The sequence below is a fragment of the Nonomuraea salmonea genome (assembly GCF_042428605.1).
Lineage (GTDB): Bacteria > Actinomycetota > Actinomycetes > Streptosporangiales > Streptosporangiaceae > Nonomuraea > Nonomuraea salmonea.
In genome coordinates this window covers 148773-166922 of the sequence record NZ_JBHMCF010000011.1, presented here as the reverse complement: position 1 = coordinate 166922, position 18150 = coordinate 148773, and the positions used below count along the sequence as shown (strand labels likewise).

General features: G+C 72.5%; 20 protein-coding genes. 8 read left to right on the top strand and 12 right to left on the bottom strand.

Annotation, left to right across the window (positions count from 1 at the left end):
- Positions 1-12 precede the first annotated feature (12 nt).
- The 4 genes from ACFFR3_RS11295 to ACFFR3_RS11280 are packed head-to-tail and all read right to left on the bottom strand — an operon-like array spanning position 13 to position 4336.
- A complete protein-coding gene (locus ACFFR3_RS11295; protein WP_379483059.1) occupies positions 13-813 on the bottom strand; it encodes a carbohydrate ABC transporter permease in 801 nt (266 codons plus the stop codon).
- Positions 810-1688 carry a carbohydrate ABC transporter permease gene (locus ACFFR3_RS11290; RefSeq protein ID WP_345409760.1) on the bottom strand — a complete coding sequence of 293 codons (879 nt, stop codon included), beginning with the start codon at positions 1686-1688 and terminating at the stop codon, positions 810-812. Before ACFFR3_RS11290 ends, ACFFR3_RS11295 begins: the two co-directional genes overlap by 4 nt.
- Positions 1685-3082: an extracellular solute-binding protein gene (locus ACFFR3_RS11285; RefSeq protein ID WP_379483058.1), complete on the bottom strand. Its 1398-nt coding sequence runs from the start codon at positions 3080-3082 to the stop codon at positions 1685-1687. Before ACFFR3_RS11285 ends, ACFFR3_RS11290 begins: the two co-directional genes overlap by 4 nt.
- Positions 3083-3085: 3 nt before the next feature.
- A complete protein-coding gene (locus tag ACFFR3_RS11280; protein ID WP_379483057.1) occupies positions 3086-4336 on the bottom strand; it encodes a PfkB family carbohydrate kinase in 1251 nt (416 codons plus the stop codon).
- A 131-nt stretch (positions 4337-4467) separates the two neighbouring features.
- Here ACFFR3_RS11280 and ACFFR3_RS11275 point away from each other — a divergent pair, with 131 nt between their 5' ends.
- Positions 4468-5226 (top strand): DeoR/GlpR family DNA-binding transcription regulator, encoded by a 759-nt coding sequence (locus tag ACFFR3_RS11275; protein ID WP_345403288.1) that lies wholly within the window; start codon positions 4468-4470, stop codon positions 5224-5226.
- A 10-nt stretch (positions 5227-5236) separates the two neighbouring features.
- The gene (locus tag ACFFR3_RS11270) at positions 5237-6577 is read left to right on the top strand and encodes a 6-phospho-beta-glucosidase (RefSeq protein WP_345403291.1); all 1341 of its coding nucleotides are present in this window, start codon (positions 5237-5239) and stop codon (positions 6575-6577) included.
- A 9-nt stretch (positions 6578-6586) separates the two neighbouring features.
- Here the strand turns inward: ACFFR3_RS11270 and ACFFR3_RS11265 are convergent, their stop codons facing one another.
- Positions 6587-7228 carry an SDR family oxidoreductase gene (locus tag ACFFR3_RS11265; protein WP_364383675.1) on the bottom strand — a complete coding sequence of 214 codons (642 nt, stop codon included), beginning with the start codon at positions 7226-7228 and terminating at the stop codon, positions 6587-6589.
- 23 nt (positions 7229-7251) lie between these two features.
- On the opposite strand from ACFFR3_RS11265, the gene ACFFR3_RS11260 reads away from it, so the two are divergent.
- Both ACFFR3_RS11260 and gnd read left to right on the top strand, forming a co-directional pair.
- Complete coding sequence (locus tag ACFFR3_RS11260; RefSeq protein WP_345403294.1) at positions 7252-7944, top strand: HAD family hydrolase; 693 nt, start codon at positions 7252-7254, stop codon at positions 7942-7944.
- A 62-nt stretch (positions 7945-8006) separates the two neighbouring features.
- The gene (gene gnd, locus ACFFR3_RS11255; protein ID WP_345403296.1) at positions 8007-9431 is read left to right on the top strand and encodes an NADP-dependent phosphogluconate dehydrogenase; all 1425 of its coding nucleotides are present in this window, start codon (positions 8007-8009) and stop codon (positions 9429-9431) included.
- Positions 9432-9612: 181 nt separating this feature from the next.
- Here gnd and ACFFR3_RS11250 read toward each other — a convergent pair whose 3' ends face one another.
- Entirely contained in the window at positions 9613-10413 is an 801-nt protein-coding gene (locus ACFFR3_RS11250) for an acyl-CoA thioesterase domain-containing protein (protein WP_364383679.1), read from the bottom strand.
- 137 nt (positions 10414-10550) lie between these two features.
- Here ACFFR3_RS11250 and ACFFR3_RS11245 point away from each other — a divergent pair, with 137 nt between their 5' ends.
- Positions 10551-11636 (top strand): epoxide hydrolase family protein, encoded by a 1086-nt coding sequence (locus ACFFR3_RS11245; RefSeq protein ID WP_364383682.1) that lies wholly within the window; start codon positions 10551-10553, stop codon positions 11634-11636.
- Here the strand turns inward: ACFFR3_RS11245 and ACFFR3_RS11240 are convergent.
- Complete coding sequence (locus tag ACFFR3_RS11240; protein WP_345409761.1) at positions 11633-11986, bottom strand: VOC family protein; 354 nt, start codon at positions 11984-11986, stop codon at positions 11633-11635. The two genes, ACFFR3_RS11245 and ACFFR3_RS11240, sit on opposite strands and share 4 nt — an antisense overlap.
- 249 nt (positions 11987-12235) lie before the next feature.
- On the opposite strand from ACFFR3_RS11240, the gene ACFFR3_RS11235 reads away from it, so the two are divergent.
- The 3 genes from ACFFR3_RS11235 (at position 12236) to ACFFR3_RS11225 (ending at position 14187) form a co-directional block, all read left to right on the top strand.
- A complete protein-coding gene (locus ACFFR3_RS11235) occupies positions 12236-13099 on the top strand; it encodes a helix-turn-helix transcriptional regulator (RefSeq protein ID WP_379483056.1) in 864 nt (287 codons plus the stop codon).
- Between the two features lie 333 nt (positions 13100-13432).
- Positions 13433-13864, top strand: a complete 432-nt coding sequence (locus ACFFR3_RS11230; RefSeq protein WP_364383688.1) for a type II toxin-antitoxin system PemK/MazF family toxin — start codon at positions 13433-13435, stop codon at positions 13862-13864.
- Complete coding sequence (locus ACFFR3_RS11225; protein ID WP_345403303.1) at positions 13861-14187, top strand: hypothetical protein; 327 nt, start codon at positions 13861-13863, stop codon at positions 14185-14187. The genes ACFFR3_RS11230 and ACFFR3_RS11225 overlap by 4 nt, the downstream gene beginning before the upstream one ends.
- Positions 14188-14280: 93 nt before the next feature.
- Here ACFFR3_RS11225 and ptsP read toward each other — a convergent pair whose 3' ends face one another.
- The 5 genes from ptsP to ACFFR3_RS11200 are packed head-to-tail and all read right to left on the bottom strand — an operon-like array spanning position 14281 to position 18150.
- Positions 14281-16137: a phosphoenolpyruvate--protein phosphotransferase gene (gene ptsP / locus ACFFR3_RS11220; RefSeq protein ID WP_379483055.1), complete on the bottom strand. Its 1857-nt coding sequence runs from the start codon at positions 16135-16137 to the stop codon at positions 14281-14283.
- A complete protein-coding gene (locus ACFFR3_RS11215; protein WP_364383695.1) occupies positions 16130-16411 on the bottom strand; it encodes an HPr family phosphocarrier protein in 282 nt (93 codons plus the stop codon). The genes ptsP and ACFFR3_RS11215 overlap by 8 nt, the downstream gene beginning before the upstream one ends.
- 11 nt (positions 16412-16422) lie before the next feature.
- The gene (locus ACFFR3_RS11210; RefSeq protein WP_345403312.1) at positions 16423-17427 is read right to left on the bottom strand and encodes a zinc-dependent dehydrogenase; all 1005 of its coding nucleotides are present in this window, start codon (positions 17425-17427) and stop codon (positions 16423-16425) included.
- Positions 17424-17849, bottom strand: coding sequence for a PTS mannitol transporter subunit IIA (locus ACFFR3_RS11205; RefSeq protein WP_364383699.1), 426 nt, complete (start codon positions 17847-17849; stop codon positions 17424-17426). The genes ACFFR3_RS11210 and ACFFR3_RS11205 overlap by 4 nt, the downstream gene beginning before the upstream one ends.
- Entirely contained in the window at positions 17842-18150 is a 309-nt protein-coding gene (locus ACFFR3_RS11200) for a PTS sugar transporter subunit IIBC family protein (protein ID WP_355422895.1), read from the bottom strand. The genes ACFFR3_RS11205 and ACFFR3_RS11200 overlap by 8 nt, the downstream gene beginning before the upstream one ends.

The window sequence follows — 18150 nt, the reverse complement described above, 5'->3', positions numbered from 1 at the left end:
ACCTCCGGGGGGCTACTCGCGGACCGCCCCCTGAAGCAGTCCGCGGACGAAGTGGCGCTGGAGGAACAGGTAGAAGATGACGACGGGCGTCGCGACGATGACCGACCCGGCCGCGAGCAGCGTGAAGCCGGAGGTGTACTGGCCCTGGAAGAAGGCCAGCCCGAGCGGCGCCGTACGCAGCGACTCGCTGGTCACCATGATCAGCGGGATGAGGAACTCGTTCCACGTCCACATGAACACCAGCAGCGTCAGCGTGACGATCGCGGGCCTGGCCGGCGGCAGCAGCACCTGCCACAGCACCCGCCAGCTCGACGCCCCGTCGATGCGCGCGGCCTCGACGATCGCCCGGTTGGAGGTCAGGAAGTAGGCCCGCATCCAGAACGTCCCGAACGCCACCGACATCGCGACCTGCGGCAGCGTGATCGACCAGAACGTGTCGATGAGCCCCAGCGAGCGCAGGTCGAAGTAGAGCGGCACCGCCACCGCCTCGCTGGGCATCATGATGCCCAGCATGAACAGGTAGAACAGCGCCGTCCTGCCGCGGAAGCGCATGGTGCCGAAGGCGTAGCCGCTCATGATCGACAGGACCACGCTCACCACCACCGTGAACGCCGACACCGCGAGGCTGGTGCGCAGGTAGGAGCCGAAGTGGCCGATGTCCCAGGCCGCCGCGAAGTTCGCCAGGCCGGAGGTGTCGCCGCTGTCGGCGGGGCCGAGCGCGGCCGACAGGATCACCACGATCGGGTAGAGCGCGAACGCGGCGAACACCGACAGGATGACGTAGTTCGCCACCCGCTCACCGCGCGAGATCACGTCAGCCTCCTGTCCGCGAACCGGTTCACGCCGAACGACACGACGAAGATGAGCACCGTCAGCGTGACGCCGATGGCCGCCGCCGACCCGACCTGGCCCAGGCCGAAGGCCCGGTGGTAGACCTCGTACGACGGAACCGAGGTGGACTCGCCGGGGCCGCCGCGGGTGGTGACGTACACCAGGTCGAACGTGCGCAGCGCGGCGATCATCGTCAGCGTCAGCGCCACCGCGATCTCCGCGCGCACCGACGGCAGCGTGACCGAGAAGAACTCGCGCACCGCGCCAGCCCCGTCGAGGCGGGCCGCCTCGTACAGGTCGGCGGGCACCCGGCTCATCCCGGCCAGCAGCAGCACCGTCACCAGGCCCGTCTCGAACCAGGTGCCCACCACGCCGACGGCGGGCAGCGCGAAGGCGTAGTCGCCCAGCCAGCCGCGGGTCAGCGCGTCCAGCCCGAGCGCGCTCAGCAGCGAGTTGAGCGAGCCGTCGGGGGCGTACACCCGCCGCCAGGCCACCGCCACCACGACCATCGCGATGACCTGCGGCAGGAACACCACCGTGCGGAAGAAGGCGAGCCCGCGTACCTTGGCGTGGTTGAGTATCGCGGCCAGCGTCAGCCCGATGACCAGCGGGAACACCGAGTAGAAGACGATGAGCACCAGCGCGTGCCCGAACGCCCCGCGCAGCCCCTCGTCGGCCACGATCGCGAGGTAGTTGTCCAGCCCCGCCCACGTGCCGACGCTCAGCCCGTCCCAGTCGTAGAGGGAGAACTGCACGGCCCGCCCGATCGGCCAGAGCAGGAACGCCGCATAGATGGCGAAGGCGGGCAGGATGTACAGGTAGGCGACGCGGCGGGGCTCTCCGGGCGGACTGGTCATCCTCCGTTGCTCTCGGTGAACGCCGTGTAGTCCTTCTCCAGTGTCTGCAGGAACTCCTGCGGCGTGGCCTTCTTCGCGAGCAGGTCCTGCAGCGCCGCGCCCAGCGTGTCGGCGAAGGTGGGGGTGGCGTAGTCGAGGTACGGCACCAGCCCGTCCTTCTCGGTGGCCGTGCCGAACGCGGTGAAGACGTCCTTCTGCGGCCCCTCCTTCACGCTCTGCGCGGAGGTGTCGGCGACCGGCAGGTTACCGGTCTCGGTGAGCACCTTCATGGCGTCGGCATTGGTGATGAAGTCGATGTACGCCGCCGCCGCGTCGGGATGCGGGCTCTTCGCGGTCACCGCGAACGGCAGCCCCGTGCCGCCCGTCGCCACCGGCGCCGCGTCGGCCGCCGCGCCGGGCGGCAGCATGAAGCCCAGGTCGGAGCCGAGCGCCTTGTCCAGGTCGGCGAGCAGCCAGGTGCCGGCGATCAGGAACACACCCTGGCCCTTGCCGAACGCCTGCCAGGACGCGTCGTAGCCCTGCCCGTTGAAGCCCTTGGCGAAGTAGCCCTTGTCCACCCAGCTCACCAGGTGCTCGGCCGCCTTGACGTTCTCCGGCGAGGTCCAGGACGCGCCCTTCTTGCCGAACGCCAGCGTGCCGATCTGGTCCTTCGGCACCTCGCGGCCCTGCACGGTGCCGAACACGTGCACGGCGGGCCACTTGTCGAGGTTGCCGAACTGCAGCGGCACCTCGCCGCCCGCCTTCGCCGCGGCCAGCGCCGACTCGAGGTCGGCCCACGTCGCCGGCGGCTCGACGCCCAGCTTCTTGAGCTTGGCCTTGTTGTAGAAGATGCCGACGACCTCGCCGACCTGCGGCAGGCCGTACAGGTTGCCCTCGCCGAACACCTTGCCGTCGGCGCTGTAGCGGGAGTACTTCAGCACCGACTCGGGGTAGCGCTGCTTCCACCCGTACGCCTCGGCGTACGCGTCGAGCGGCAGCAGCTGCCCCGCCTTGACGAACGCGCCCATCGACGAGCGGCCGTTGTTGGCCTCCACCACGTCGGGCGGCTCGTTGCCGCTCAGCGCCAGGCGCAGCGTGGTGTTGAGGTCGTCGAACGAACGGGAGACCCGGTTGAGCTTGATGTTGGGGTATTTCGCCTGGAACGCCTTGTTGAGCTGCTCCATCTGGGCCGCCTGGCCGCCGCGGACCTCCTGGTCCCACACGGTCAGGGTGACCTCGCCGAGCGAGGCGGCGTCGGTGCGCACCGCCGAGGCGGACGGCTGGGCCGAGGGGGAGGAGGGCGGGGCGGAGGAGCCGGGCGCGCACCCGGTCAGGACCCCGGTGAGGGTCAGGGCGCCGGCGGCGAGCAGGGCGAATGCTCTCGGGCCGCGCGGTCGTCGCGTCGGGGGGGTCATGCGTTACTCCTTATGAACAGGTGCGCGAGGAGTGTCCGGGTCGTCATCCTCGGGCGGGGATTGCGGCGCTTCCGGCCGCTGCCCGGAAGCGGGGGGTGCCATGCCGGGCGTCATGCCGGGTGTCATGCCGGGTGTCATGCCCACGTCGGCGTACCTGGCGATGGTCGCAGCAGCGCGGCGCACCGCGCCCACCGGGTCGGTGGGCACCAGCCGGTCGAGGAAGGCGTAGCGGCGGGCCAGCGAGCTGCCGTACGCGCCGCCGTACGGGGCCGTCTCGCGCACCTCGTGCCACCAGTCGGCGATGTCGCCCCAGCCCGGCGCCGCCAGCGAGCCGCCGAACTGCTGCACCGCGAGCCCCGCGCACAGCCCCGAGAACGCCAGCCGGTCGTTCAGCGGCCAGCGGCACAGCGTGCCCAGCACGAGCGCGGCGCCGAACACGTCGCCCGCGCCCGTCGGGTCGAGCGCCGTCACCCGGGGCGCCGGCACGAACGCCTCCTCACCAGTCGAGGAGTCGATCGCCATCGCCCCGTTGGCGCCGTCGGTCACCACGGCCAGCGGCACCTTGTCGGCGAGCACGTAGAGCGCGTCGCGCGGCGTCTCGGTGCCGGTGTAGGCCATCGCCTCGGTCGCGTTCGGCATGAACGCGTGGCAGAACTCGAGCTGGTCGAGCAGCGAGCGCGACCACGCGCCCGACGGGTCCCAGCCCACGTCGGCGAAGATCAGCGCGCCCTCGCGGGAGGCCAGCTCGGCCCAGTTGCAGGCGGCGTCGGGCGAGCCGAGCGGCTCGTCGGGGGAGAGCGTGGCGATCACCGCGCGCGAGCGCGGCGGCTTGCCGATCATCTCGTTGGCCGGCATCGGCGAGGGATGGCCGTGGGTCACCATGCTGCGGTCGCGGTGCACCGCCATCGACACCGTCACCGGCGAGTGCCAGTGCTCGAAGCGCCGCGAGCGCGACAGGTCGACCGACTCCTGCTCCTCCAGCGTGCGCCAGCAGAAGTCGCCGTAGTCGTCGTCGCCGAACGCCGCCGCGAGCGACGTGCGCAGCCCCAGCCGGCTCGTCGCGATGGCCAGGTTGGCGATGCCGCCGGGGCAGGAGCCCATGCCCTCGGCCCAGATCTCCGTGCCGGCGGCCGGCATGGCGGGCAGGCCGGTGAAGACGATGTCGAGGAAGACGGTGCCGGCCAGGAAGACATCGAACTGCGGGCCTTCTGAGGTCCGCTCGCCGGCGAGAGGGTCGTACGCCTGGACAGACACGGGAATAAGTCCTCCTCGACACACCAGGTTCTGCGCAATCTTGCACGTTTGCTCGTACTCTGCAAGTGCTCGCGCAATTGTTTGGCGCAAGCTGCTTACTTGTGCGCGAATTTGAATGTTAGACTCCGGCCGTGCTCCAGCGCCTCCGGCATGCCGAGATCATGCGCCGCGTCCGCAGCTCGGGCGCCACGAGCGTGCGTGATCTCGCCAGTCAGCTCGGTGTGAGCCCGTCCACCATCCGCAGGGACCTCGAGGTGCTCGACCGCGACGGCACCCTGCGGCGCGTCAGGGGCGGCGCCCTGGCCACCGTGGACGCCGACGCCGACCGGCCGTTCTCCGAGGTCGCGGCCACCGACGAGCAGGACAAGGAGGCCGTGGCCGCCCGCGCCGCCGAGCTGGTCGGCGACGGCGACGTCGTCCTGCTCGACATCGGCACGACCACCATGCGGCTGGCCCGCAGGCTGCGCGGCCGCCGCGTCACCGTGGTGACCTCCAGCCTGGCCGTGCTCGACGCGCTGCGCACCGACTCCGCCGTCGAGCTGCTGCTGCTCGGCGGCATGGTGCGCCGGCCCTACCACTCGCTCGTCGGCGTGCTGACCGAGGCGGCGCTCGCCCAGGTCGTCGCCGACCGGGTGTTCCTCGGAGCCAGCGGCGTACGCCCCGACGGGCAGCTCGTCGACACCACGCTCGCCGAGGTGCCGCTGAAACGGGCCATGATCGCCGCGGCCGGGCAGGTGGTGCTGCTGGCCGACCGGCACAAGTTCCCCGGCACCGGCGCGCTGCGCGTGTGCGGTCCCGAGGACGTCGACGTGCTGGTCACGAACGAAGGCGCCGACGAGGCGACGCTGCGCGCCTGCGCCGCCGCCGGCGCCGAAGTGCTGCTCACGTGAAAGGCTGAGGATGAGACTGGCCGTACTCGGCGGCGGGGGCTTCCGCGTCCCCCTCGTCTACGGCGCGCTCCTGCGCGACACCGCCAAGCCCCGGGTGGAGGAGGTGGTGCTCTACGACGTCTCGCCCGAACGGCTCGAGGCCATCTCCCACGTGCTGCGCGGCATGGCCGCAGGCCACGACGACCCGCCCGCGGTGCGGGTCACCACCGACCTCGACGACGCGCTCACCGGAGCCGGCTTCGTCTTCTCCGCCATCCGCGTGGGCGGCCTGGCCGGGCGCACCGCCGACGAACGGGTGGCGCTCGAGCTGGGGCTCGTCGGCCAGGAGACCACCGGGCCAGGCGGCATCGCGTACGGGCTGCGCACCGTGCCCGTCGCCGTCCGCGTGGCCGAACGCGTCGCCGCCCGCGCGCCCAGCGCCTGGGTCATCAACTTCACCAACCCCGCCGGCATGATCACCGAGGCCATGCGCAGCGTGCTCGGCGACCGCGTCATCGGCATCTGCGACTCGCCCATCGGGCTCATCAGGCGGGCCGCCGGCGCGCTCGGGCTCGACCCCGCCCGCGTCTCGCCCGACTACGTGGGGCTCAACCACCTCGGCTGGCTGCGCGGGCTCGTGCACGACGGCCGTGACGTGCTGCCCTCGCTGCTCGCCGACGACGCCGCGCTGCACCAGGTCGAGGAGGCCAGGCTGCTCGGCGCCGACTGGGTGCGGGTGCTGGGCGCGCTGCCCAACGAATACCTGTACTACTACTACTTCGCCCGGCAGGCCGTCGCCGCCGGCGCCGGGACCACCAGGGGAGAGGCGCTGCTGGAGCAGCAGGGCCGCTTCTACGCAGCCGTGCGCGAGCGGCCCGGCCACGCGCTCGACGCCTGGCGGCGAGCCCGCAAGGAGCGGGACGAGTCGTACATGGCGGAGGCGCGCGAGGCCACCGACGCCGGCGAGCGCTCCGCCGAGGACCTGGAGGCCGGCGGGTACGAGGGCATCGCGCTCGCCCTCATGGCAGCCATCGCCAGGGGCGAGCCCGCCACCATGATCCTCAACGTGCGCAACGGCGCCGCCGTGCCCGGCCTGCCCGATGACGCCGTCGTCGAGATCCCCTGCGCCGTCGACGGCTCCGGCGTCCGGCCGCTCGCCGCCCGGCCGCTGCCCGGGCGGTTCCTCGGGCTGATGCAGCAGGTCAAGGAGGTGGAGCAGACCGCCATCGAGGCCGCGCTGACCGGGTCCTCGCGCCTCGCGGTGGCGGCGTTCGCCCTGCACCCGCTGGTCGACTCCGTACCGACCGCGCACCGCCTGCTCGACGGCTACCGCGCCCGCATCCCCGAACTCGCCGCCGTCTTCCCGAACTGACCGCTCCTCTCATTCCGTTGCGACGAAGTCGATGATCGGGGTGTCGCCCGAGACGAGTTCGAGGGTCTGGCGTGCGGTGCCCGGGTTGGCCAGCAGGGCGACGATGACGGCGGCCACGTCGTCGCGCGGCACCGCGCCGGGCGGCACCTCCGCCTCCAGCCGGACCAGGCCCGTGCCGGGCTCGTCGGTGAGGCGGCCGGGCCGCAGGATCGTCCAGTCGAGGTCGCGGCGGCGCAGGTCCTCCTCCGCCTCCGTCTTGGCCTTGATGTACGCGGCCCACACCTCGTCGCGCTCCGGATCGACCGGTTTGCCGGCCCCGATGCCCGAGATCTGGATGAAGCGCCGCACCCCGGCCCGCTCGGCCGCGTCGGCGAGCAGCACGGAGGCGGCCCGGTCGACGGTGTCCTTACGAGCCGCGCCGCTACCGGGCCCCGCCCCCGCCGCGAACACCACGGCGTCGGCCCCCTCCACGATCCGGGTGACCTCGTCGACGCTCGCCCGCTCCAGGTCGCACACGACGGCCTGCGCGCCGGTCGCCTCGACGTCGGCGACGTGCGCCGGGTTGCGTACCAGCCCGACGGCCCCCGACTTGAGCCGCTCCGCCAGCCGCAACGCGATCTTCCCGTGTCCACCCGCGATGATGATCCGCATGTCGGCCATGGTGTCATGGACGCATGCGTGACTTCCCGCAGGCGCCCACGCCGGCGTTCCTCTTCGACCTCGACGGCACCCTGATCGACAGCGTCTACCAGCACGTGGTGGCCTGGCGGCAGGCGCTGTCCGGCATGGGCATCGACCTGTCGGTGTGGCGGATCCACCGCCGCATCGGCATGAGCGGCGGGTTGTTCGTCAGCGCGCTGCTGCGCGAGACCGGGCTCCAGCTGACCAAGGAGCAGATCGACGAGCTGCAGACCCACCACGCCGAGGCGTACGAGCAGCAGGCCCACTCCGTCAGGCCGCTGCCCGGCTCGGCGGAGCTGCTGGCCGAGCTGAGCGCGCGCGGCGTGCCGTGGGCCATCTGCACCAGCGGCTACGCCCGTACGGCGCGGCTCGCGCTCGGCCTGCTCGGGCTGCCGGAGAACACGCCGATGGTCACCCGTGACCTGGTGCGGCGCGCCAAGCCCGACCCCGACCTGTTCCTCGCCGGTGCGGCGCTGGCCCGCGTCGAGCCCGCGCATGCCATGGTGGTGGGTGACAGCGTCTGGGACCTGCTCGCCGCCCGCCGGGCCGGCGCGCTGGGCATCGGGGTGCTGTCCGGCGGGTATGGCAGGGACGAGCTGGAGCGCGCGGGGGCTTTCCGGGTGTACGCCGACCCGGCGGACATGCTGGACCGGCTCGACGAGCTCGGCGTACGCCAGAGTGACTGACGGGAATATCCCTGCGAACCTCCGAGCTGGAGCATGCGTATTCCCCACAGAGGAGCTGACTAATGGACTTGGCAGACATCGGCGTCACCGGCCTGGCGACCATGGGGCGCAACCTGGCCAGGAACCTGGCCAGGCACGGCTACACCGTGGCCGTGCACAACCGGTCCCACAGCCGCACCGAGCAGCTGGTGAAGGAGTTCGGCTCCGAGGGCACGTTCGTGCCGTCGGAGCAGATGGCCGATTTCGTGGCCTCGCTGAAGCGGCCACGGCGCGCGATCATCATGGTGAAGGCGGGCGCCGGCACCGACGCGGTGATCGAGCAGCTCGCCGAGCTGATGGAGCCGGGCGACATGATCGTCGACGGCGGCAACGCCCACTTCGAGGACACCCGCCGCCGCGAGGCGGCGCTGCGCGAGCGCGGCCTGCACTTCGTCGGCACCGGCATCTCCGGCGGCGAGGAAGGCGCGCTGCTCGGCCCGAGCATCATGCCGGGCGGGTCGAAGGAGTCGTGGGAGGCGCTCGGCCCGATCCTGCAGGACATCTCGGCCAAGGTGGACGGCGTGCCGTGTTCGGTGCACGTCGGCCCCGACGGCGCCGGGCACTTCGTCAAGATGGTGCACAACGGCATCGAATACTCCGACATGCAGCTCATCGCCGAGTCCTACGACCTGCTGCGCCAGGCACTGGGCGCCACCCCGGCCGAGCTGGCCGAGGTGTTCAGGGAGTGGAACAGAGGCGACCTCGACTCCTACCTGATCGAGATCACCGCCGAGGTGCTCGACCAGGTCGACGCCGAGACCGGCAAGCCGTTCGTGGACGTCGTGGTCGACCAGGCCGAGCAGAAGGGCACCGGCCGCTGGACCGTGCAGAGCGCCCTCGACCTGGGCGTGCCGGTGACGGGCATCGCGGAGGCGACGTTCGCCCGCGCCCTGTCCGGCCACCCCGAGCAGCGCGCCGCGGCCAGGTCGCTGCACGGCCCGAACCTGTCCGGCGTCGGCGGGCGCGAGCTGATCGAGGACGTCCGCCAAGCCCTGTACGCCTCCAAGATCGTCGCCTACGCCCAGGGCTTCGACCAGATGGCCGCGGCCTCCAAGGAGTACGGCTGGGACCTCGACCTCGGCGCCATGGCCACCATCTGGCGGGGCGGCTGCATCATCAGGGCCAAGTTCCTCGACCGGATCAGGGCGGCGTACGACGCGAACCCGAACCTGCCGACGCTGCTGGCCGACCCGACGTTCGCCGGGGCGCTGGAGGCGGCGCAGGAGTCGTGGCGGCGCGTGGTCACCACGGCCGTGCAGATCGGCGTGCCGACGCCCGGCTTCTCCTCGGCGCTGGCCTACTACGACGGGCTGCGCCGCGACCGCCTCCCGGCGGCGCTGGTGCAGGGACTGCGCGACTTCTTCGGCGCGCACACCTACCACCGGGTGGACAAGGAGGGCACCTTCCACACCGACTGGTCCGGCGACCGCACGGAACGTCCGGCGTAGCCCTCTGACAGAGATGATGTGGGTGAGCGCCTCCCGCCGGGTCTGACCCACCCCCTGACCCGCGCGTCCGGCCCGCACCGAAGCCGGCATCCAGGGCCTTGGCCCGTCGCTTGAGCCAGGTGCGCAGGCCGGGGGCGGTGTCGTGCCGCCGGCGCCGCGCCTTTCGGCGGCGCTCCTGGCGCTATGCCTGGGTGGGCCGTGGCGGCGCTCCTGGCCTTGTGCTCTCCGTGCCGCGGGTGCGGGCGGCCTGTGCCGCCATTGCGGAGCCGTTGGCGAGGGCCGTCACCACGCAGAAGCCGATCGGTCCCGCGGTGTCGTGCACGGTCACCTGGCCGGTCGCGACGCCGTCGGCGCTGAGGTGGCCGGTGCCCTCCATGCCGACGATCTCGCCCTCCGGCTGCCTGGCCAGCGTCAGCGTGTAGTCGGCGTTGATGAACCGCAGGCCGTCGGCCTGGGCGTTGCTGATCGGGCTGGCGAAGTCGGCGGCCAGCGCGGCCCGTACGATCGGGGTCAGCGGCTCGTCGTCCACCAGCGGAAACTTCTCGCGCAGCCACACCCGGCCCGGCCCTGGAGCGCCCCACGGCGTCACCCGCCACAGGTCGAACGGCGGCGTCCAGGGCCCGCCCGCCCCGGCGGGCGGGCCCGAAGGCGGCGGCTCGTCCCAGGCGGGCGTGACGAGCGAGCGCTCGCCGTCGGGCTGCTCGCCCTCCCGCAGCAGCACCGCGCTCGCCCGCGCGATGACGCCCTGGACGGTGGAGATCGTCGCGTCCGCCACGCGGATCCTGCGGCCGTCCCTGATCAGGGACGTCTCCACGGTGACCGGCAGCATCGGGCTGTTGCGGAACAGATCGACGGTCAGCCGGGCGAAGCGCAGCCCGGGCTGGGCGTGGTGCTGTTCGAGCGCGCGGGCGGCGAGGCCGCCGAGCAGGCGGCCGTGCAGCATGTCGGGGGACCAGGGGCCACGGGCGTGCGGAGCGGGCACGAACTCGTCCCGCTTAAGCGTGAAAAACGCTGACTCTGACGACACAGAATGAGATTCTAGAGCAGGGTTGCCGTCGTGCCCCTCGGCGCCGCCATTGCGGCCGGGAACCGACCGGAGCGCCTCCTACCGTCCCTGCCATGCTCATCGACGACCACATCATCGACATATCCCAGGACAAGCTCGACGACCTGCGCGAACGGCTCGCCAGGACCCGCTGGCCCGACGCGCTCGACGGGGCCGGCTGGACCTACGGCGTGCCGCCCGAGGCGGTGCGGGAGCTGGCCGCGTACTGGATGGACGGCTACTCCTGGCGCGCCCACGAGGCCAGGCTCAACAAGCTGCCCCAGTACACGACCGAGATCGACGGCCAGCGCGTGCACTTCGCGCACGTGCGCAGCGACCGGGCCGACGCGCCCGCGCTGCTGCTCACCCACGGCTGGCCCAGCTCCTTCGCCGACTTCTCCCACCTCGCCGGCCCGCTCGGCCGCGACTTCCACCTCGTCATCCCGTCCATCCCCGGCTTCACCTTCTCCGGCCCCACCCGGGAGCCCGGCTGGGGCGTGCGCCGCGTCGCCGCCGCCTGGATCACGCTGATGGACCGCCTCGGCTACGACCGGTACGGCGTGCAGGGCGGCGACTTCGGCTCGCTCATCTCCGCCGCCGTCGGCCGCGCCGCCCCCGGCCGGGTCATCGGCGTGCACCTCAACGCGTCCGTGACCGCCTTCCCCACCGACGACGGCGCCGGCCTCACGGAAGCCGAGCAGGAACGCGCCGCCGGCGTGCGTGAGTGGGAGAAGGTCTCCGGGTACGCCGTCATCCAGGGCACCAGGCCCCAGACCCTGTCCTACGCCCTCGCCGACTCGCCCGCCGGGCTGCTCGCCTGGAACCTGGACGCGTTCGCCTCATGGGGCGAGGACGCCGGCGGGCTCACCCCCGACGACATCCTCACCAACGTCGCCCTCTACTGGTTCACCGGCACGGCGGGCTCGGCCGGCCGCCTGTACAAGGAGAGCATGCCCGACTGGGCGCCGCCCGCCGCGCCCGACCCCACGCCGACCGGCATCGCGGTCTTCCCCGGCGACACGACCGTACGGCGCTACGCGGAGCAGGTGCACAACGTGGTGCACTGGTCGGAGTTCGACCGGGGCGGCCACTACGCCGCCCTCCAGGCCCCCGGCCTGCTGGCCGGCGACCTGCGGACGTTCTTCGCCTCCCTGTCCTAACCGGTGGCCATGACGCAGAACGGGTGACCTTCGGGGTCGACCAGCACCGTCCACCCGTCACCGCCCGGCTGGAACTCCGGCACGACCGCGCCCAGCGCCGCCAGCTCCTTCTTGGCAGCCTCGACGTCGGGCACGGTGAGATCGAGATGCACGTGCTTGCCACCATTCGGCCACCCCGGCCCCTGGTAGCCCTCGACCCGCTGGAACGACACGGACACGGGCCCACCCTCGAGCGTCACGAAGTCCGCGTCACCGTCCGTCCGCGTCCACCCGGTCGCCTTGGCGTAGAAGCCCGCCAGGGCGACCGGGTCGGCGCAGTCGAACACGATGGAAGAAAGATTCGCTGTCATGCGCCCCAGCCTGCCGCGCCGGCACGACGAGGGTCTTGAACATCCTTGCGCCGTTCGGAGGATCTCAGTGGTTCTCTTGCCTGCTTCACTGGCAGCTGCCTCGATCGCTCGAGGTCTTCCGTCGCCTCCACAGGCGTTCAGCGTCTCCGGGGAACTGCCTGGCGGAGGCGAGGGTGGTGACGTTGCCGGCTATGCGCGGAACCAGCAGCCGGGCGGGAAATGTCGGAGGCGGTGGCTAGCGTTTCCCGCATGCTCTCCTCAATGTGTCTGGCCTCGGGGCCGGGGTTCCGGCTCGATGCCGTGACCTGCGTGGCCGACCACCGGGGCTGGTCGGCTCCGGAGGTGAGCGACCGTTACCACGTGGTGCTGGTGCGGCGAGGGGTGTTCCGGCGGATGACGCGCGGGCGGGCCGCCGTCAGTGACCCGACGATGGCGTACGTCGGGGTGCCCGGCGAGGAGGAACGCTTCGCCCACCCGGCGGGCGGCGACGTGTGCACGTCCCTGTCCCTTACGCCCGGCCTGTGGCGTACGCTCACCGCCGCGATGCCGCTCCACGACGGCACCGGTCGCCACACCCGCTCCGCCACGCCCACCGCCAAGGCGACGGCGCTGACGGCACCGGCGTTCTACGTGGACGCCCGTCTCGACCTGGCCCACCGCCGCCTCCTCCGGGCGGCCCGCGACGGCGACATCGCGTTCGCGCTGCCCGAGACCATGACCCTCCTCCTTCGCGCCGCCCTCACCCCACCCGGATCCCGGGATGCAGCCCGGACAAGCAATACGGGCCGCATCGTCGACACGGCCCGTGAGGCCTTCGCCGCCGACATCCAGGAAACCGCCACTCTCACCTCGCTGGCCGCCCACCTGGGCGTGTCCCCGTACCAGCTGAGCCGGGCCTTCACCCGCGAGCTGGGCGTCTCCCTGACCCACTACCGCAACCGAGTGCGCGTCGGCCGCGCACTCGACCGCCTGGAAGAAGGCGCGCCGAGCCTGGCCGAGCTGGCGGCGGACCTGGGCTTCGCCGACCAGGCCCACCTCACCAGAACCATCCGCCACCACGTCGGCCACACCCCCACAGCCTTGCGCCACCTCCTCACGACCCCCACTCCCTGAGAACCTCCGCCCCACCGCCCCTGCCCGACCGGTAGGCGTCTCGAGGCCACGCCAGCTGGCAGGGGCGGTTGTGGCGTCAGCCGTATGAGCGATGGTGACCACCGCTCATGCGACGGCGGGTTGTGGCGGTATGTGGTGTCCGCCGGCGGACTGATTGGTCGGCGGTGTCCGTCACTCCGACCGTGGCGCCCCGCGAGGCTGCCATCCCGCTCCCGTGCGGCGGCTGCTACCCAAGATCCCTCCTGCTGTGGGGCACCAGTTCTCGAAGGATGGGGAGGGGGTTCGTGTGGGGGTGGGTGGATTTTCTGTTGGGCTGGGTCGTAAGCTCCCTCAATGCGTGATCTAGGTGAGGACCCCCGCCCTGCCCGGGGTGCCGTACGTGAGATTCACTCCCTGCGCGGGACCGCCACCCTGGCCTATTCTCCCGACCTCGACGGCCTGGCCGATCCGGGGGAGATCGTGTGGGCGTGGGTGCCGTACGAAGAGGACCCGTCCCGGGGTAAGGATCGGCCGTTGCTGGTCGTGGGGCGTACCGGGCGGCGGTTGCTCGGCATGATGCTGTCCAGCAAGGGCGACGACGGGTCCGACTGGCTGGAGCTGGGCGCGTGGGGGCGCGACGACCGGGTGTCCTACGTACGCCTTGACCGGGTGTTCGAGCTCGACGAGGACGACATCCGCCGGGAGGGCGCGGTGCTGGACGGCGAGCGGTTCGCCAGGGTCGCGGCCCGGCTCATGAAGCTGCACGGCTGGAAAGTGGGATCGTGAGGTTCTCGCCCCGGGCCCGTTCGTTCGTGGCCGGGCTGATGGTGAGCAACAGCGCTCCCCACCTGGCCACGGCCGTCACCGGGCGCCGCCATCTCACCCCGCTCGCCGGCCGGCGTTCCGGTCCCGGGGTGAACCTGGTGTGGGGGCTGGCCAACCTGGCCGGCGGGCTCGCGCTGCTGCGTTCGGCGGCCCGTGCCGAACGTCCGGGCGACGCCTGGGACGGGCGGCTGGTGGCGTTCGAGGGTGGGTGTGTGGTGTTCGCGGCCTGGATGGCGGCCTCTGAGCGGTTCCTCCCGATGAACCACGAACGTCCCTCTGCCTGAGGTCCAGTTGTGAACTCCCCACCCACGGGAGTTCACAACGTGGGGGCTGGGGCCCGGCCTGGAGAAGCCGGGCCGGGCCGTTGGATCGTCGTCTTACTCCAGGGCGGCTTCGGCGCGTTTCCGGCAGTCCTCCAGCGTCAGGGCGGACAGGGCTTCGCGTACGGCGGGGACGCAGACCGGGGCCATGGACAGGCTGGTCACCCCCAGCCCCACCAGCAGGGGGGCGAGGAGGGGGTCGCCGGCGGCCTCGCCGCAGACCCCGACCGGTTTGCCTGCTTCGCGGCCTGCCCTCGCGCACATCCCGATCAGTTCCAGCAGGGCGGGCTGGCGCGGGTCGAGGAGGTCGGCGAGGGCGGAGTGCTGGCGGTCGGCGGCGAAGGTGTACTGGGCGAGGTCGTTGGTGCCGATGCTGAGGAAGTCGACCTCCTGCAGCAGCCGGGACGCCCGCAGCGCCGCCGCCGGCACCTCGATCATGACGCCCACCTTCGCGATGCCCTTGGCCCTGGCCTGGCGGGCGAACGCGCTGGCCTCCGCCATGGTGGTGACCATGGGCGCCATCACCCAGGGCTCGGTGCCGGTGCGGCGGGCGGCCTCGGCGATGGCGTCGAGCTGGGTGTCGAGGACGTCGGGCAGCAGCCGGTCCACGCGTAGCCCGCGTACGCCGAGCGCCGGGTTCTCCTCGTGCGGGAGGCCGAGGAAGGGCAGCGGCTTGTCGGTGCCGGCGTCGAGGGTGCGCACGATGACGCTGCCCGTCTGCGCGAACACGTCGGCGTACGCCGCCACCTGCTCCTCGTACGACGGCGCCTGCTTGCGGTCGAGGAACAGGAACTCCGTCCTGAACAGCCCGACCCCCTCCGCGCCCGGCCGCAGGTCGGCGGCGGAGCCGATGTTGAGCAGCAGCTTGACGGGGTGGCCGTCGGCGGTCCTGCCCGGCCCGGTGCCGGCGGCGAGCCTGGCCCTGCGCGCCCGCTCTTCCTCGGCGACGGCGGCCGCCTGCGCGCCGGTGAGGCCGACGGCGATCTCGCCGGTGGTGCCGTCGACGCCGATGACGGTGCCGTCGTCCAGGTCCATGACGCCCTTGCAGGCCACCACGGCGGGCAGGCCGCGGGCGCGGGCCAGGATCGCGGTGTGGCTGGTGGGGCCGCCGCGCTCGGTGACCAGGGCCAGCACGTCGTCGCCCAGGCCGGCGGTGTCGGCGGGGGAGAGGTCGTCGGCGGCCAGCACGTACGGGTGGCCGGGGTCGGGCAGGCCCGGCATGGGCAGCCCGAGCACGGACGCGATGGCGCGGTGCTTGAGGTCGTCGAGGTCGGCGGCGCGTTCGGCGAGGTAGCCGCCGAGCGCGGCCAGGGCCTCGCGGTGCTGGGCGAAGGCGGCGTCGAGGGCGTGGGCGGCGTCCACGCCCGACCCGGCCCTGGCCTCGGCGTCCTCGCGCAGCATCGGGTCGTCGGCGATCATGGCGAGGGCCTCCAGGATCTCGGCCGCCTCGCCGCCCGCCTCCGCCGCCCGCCTGTTCAGGTCCGCGGCCACCGACTCCAGCGCCTTGCCGGCCGCGGCCACCTCCGCGCCGGGGTCGCCGACGGCCCGTGGCGCGGGCAACGCGGGCGGTCCCGCCATCCGGAGCACCGGCCCGGCCGCCCGCCCCTGACTGACTCCCAGCCCGGCGAGCCGCCCGGCGCTCCCCACCCACGACTCCCCGCCCATCGGACCGTTCCCGGAGGCGGGGGAGGAACCGCCCATCGGCCCGGCGGCGTCGGCCGGCTCAACGGCCGCCGATCCGGAACCGGCCGGTCCGGAGGTGGCGGGTCCGGAGGTGGCGGGTCCGGAGGTGGCGGGTCCGGAGGTGGCGGGTCCGGAGGTGGCGGGTCCGGAGCCGGTGGATGCGGAGGTCGTCGATCCGCCGGCGGGGGCGGGGGTGGTGGGGGAGCTGGGGGCCGGTGGGGTGTCAGGCATCGAGGGCCTCTTCCGAGTCGAGGTCGCGGGACAGCAGGGCCGCCAGCGTGTCGAGCGCCTCCTCGGCCCCCGGCCCGTCGGCCTCCAGCGTGACCTCCGTGCCCTGGACCGCCCCCAGCGACAGCACGCCCAGCATGCTCTTGGCCGGCACGGCCTTGTCCCCGGCGCGGATCGTCACCGGCACCCCGGCCTTCACCGCCGCCTGCACGAACAGCTTGGCGGGCCGGGCGTGCAGGCCGCTGGCCGAGGCCACGACCACCGTACGTTGTGCCATGGCAGATCCTCCTAGGGCTCGATGGTGACCTTGATGGCCTCGCCCCTGCTGACCAGGTCGATGCCGTCCAGTACGCGCGGCAGCGGCAGCCGGTGCGTGATCAGGTCGGACACCACCACCGACCCTTCGGCGACCAGCTTCAGCGCCTGGGCGTTGTGGGCGGGGCTGGAGCCGTTGGCGCCGACGATGGTCAGCTCGCGGTAGTGGACCAGGTTGGAGTCGAGGGAGATGATCGGGTTGTCCTTGGGCAGCCCGCCGAAGAAGCTGATGCGTCCCTGCCTGGCCGCCATGCGCACCGCCTGCTCCTGGGCGGCGCCCGAGGCGGCGGCGGTGATGACGACGTCCGCGCCGCGCCCGCCGGTCAGCTTCAGCACCTGCTCGACGGGGTCGGTGTCGATGGCGGCGTCGGGACGTACGAGCTCGGCGGCCATGGCGAGGCGCTCGGCGTTGACGTCCACCAGGAACACCCGGGAGGCGCCGCGCGCCCGCGCGAGGCGTACGTGCAGGCAGCCGATGGGACCCGCGCCCATCACGACCACGTCGTCGCCGGGCCCGACGCGGGCCAGCTCCTGGCCGTTCAGCACGCACGCGAGCGGCTCGGCCACCGACGCCTCGGCGAACCCCACCCCTTCGGGGATGGCGTTGACGCCGTCCACGGCGAGCACCTTGGCCGGCACGATCATGTACTCGGCGAACCCGCCGTCGTAGTGGTAGCCCATCGACTCCTGGTTGGGGCACACGGTGAGCCGCCCGCGCCGGCACTCGCCGCAGGTGCCGCACGGGATGGCGGCGATCACCTGCACGCGGGCGCCGGTGTCGACGACCTCGCCGGCGATCTCGTGGCCCATCACGCGCGGCGGCACGATGTGGTGGTGACCGAACTTGAAGATCTTGTTGTCGGTGCCGCACGTGGAGCAGTTGCGTACCCGGATCTTCAGCTCGCCCGGACCGGCGACCGGCTCGGGCGCCTCCTCGATCCGGATGTCACCTGGCGCGTGGAAACGCGCGACCTTCATGTCAACTCCTTGAGAACCTGGGAGACCTCGGTGGCCTCCCGCAACGCCCGCGCCCTTTCCGGGTCGAGCAGAATGTCGGCCAGCGCCGCCAGCAGCGGCACGTGCCCGTCGTCTTTGGCCGCGATGCCCACGCAGAGCGTCACCTGCTCGCCGTCCCAGTCGACGCCGTCCGGGAAGCGCACCACGCAGATGGCGTCGCGCTTGACGGTGCCCTTGGAGGCGGCGGTGCCGTGGGGGATGGCGACGCCCTCGCCGACGTACGTGGAGATCGTCTGCTCGCGTTCGAGCATCGCCTCCACGTACGGCTCCTCGACGGCCCCCACCTCGACCAGCGCCCGCCCGCACCGGCGGATGGCCGCGGTGCGGTCGGGGGCGCTCTCGTGCAGCAGCACGGCCCGGGGGTCGAGCAGGTCGTCACGCATCGACCGTGCCGCCGTTCTTGATGGTGTTCACCAGCCGGGTCACCGCCGGGTCGCCGAGGAAGATCTGGAACGGGATCAGCACCTTACCCGGGGCGGCGGCCTTGGCACGGGCCGCCAGGCCGGAGTGGCAGACGATGACGTCGGCGTCGTCCGGGATGTTGTTGACGGGGGTGTGCTCGACGGTCACGCCCGTGTCCTTGAGCTGCTTCTTGAGCGTGGAGGCGAGCATGACGCTGCTGCCCATGCCCGCGTCGCAGGCCACGATGATCTTGTGGATGTCCTTGCTGTCGATGCCGGCCAT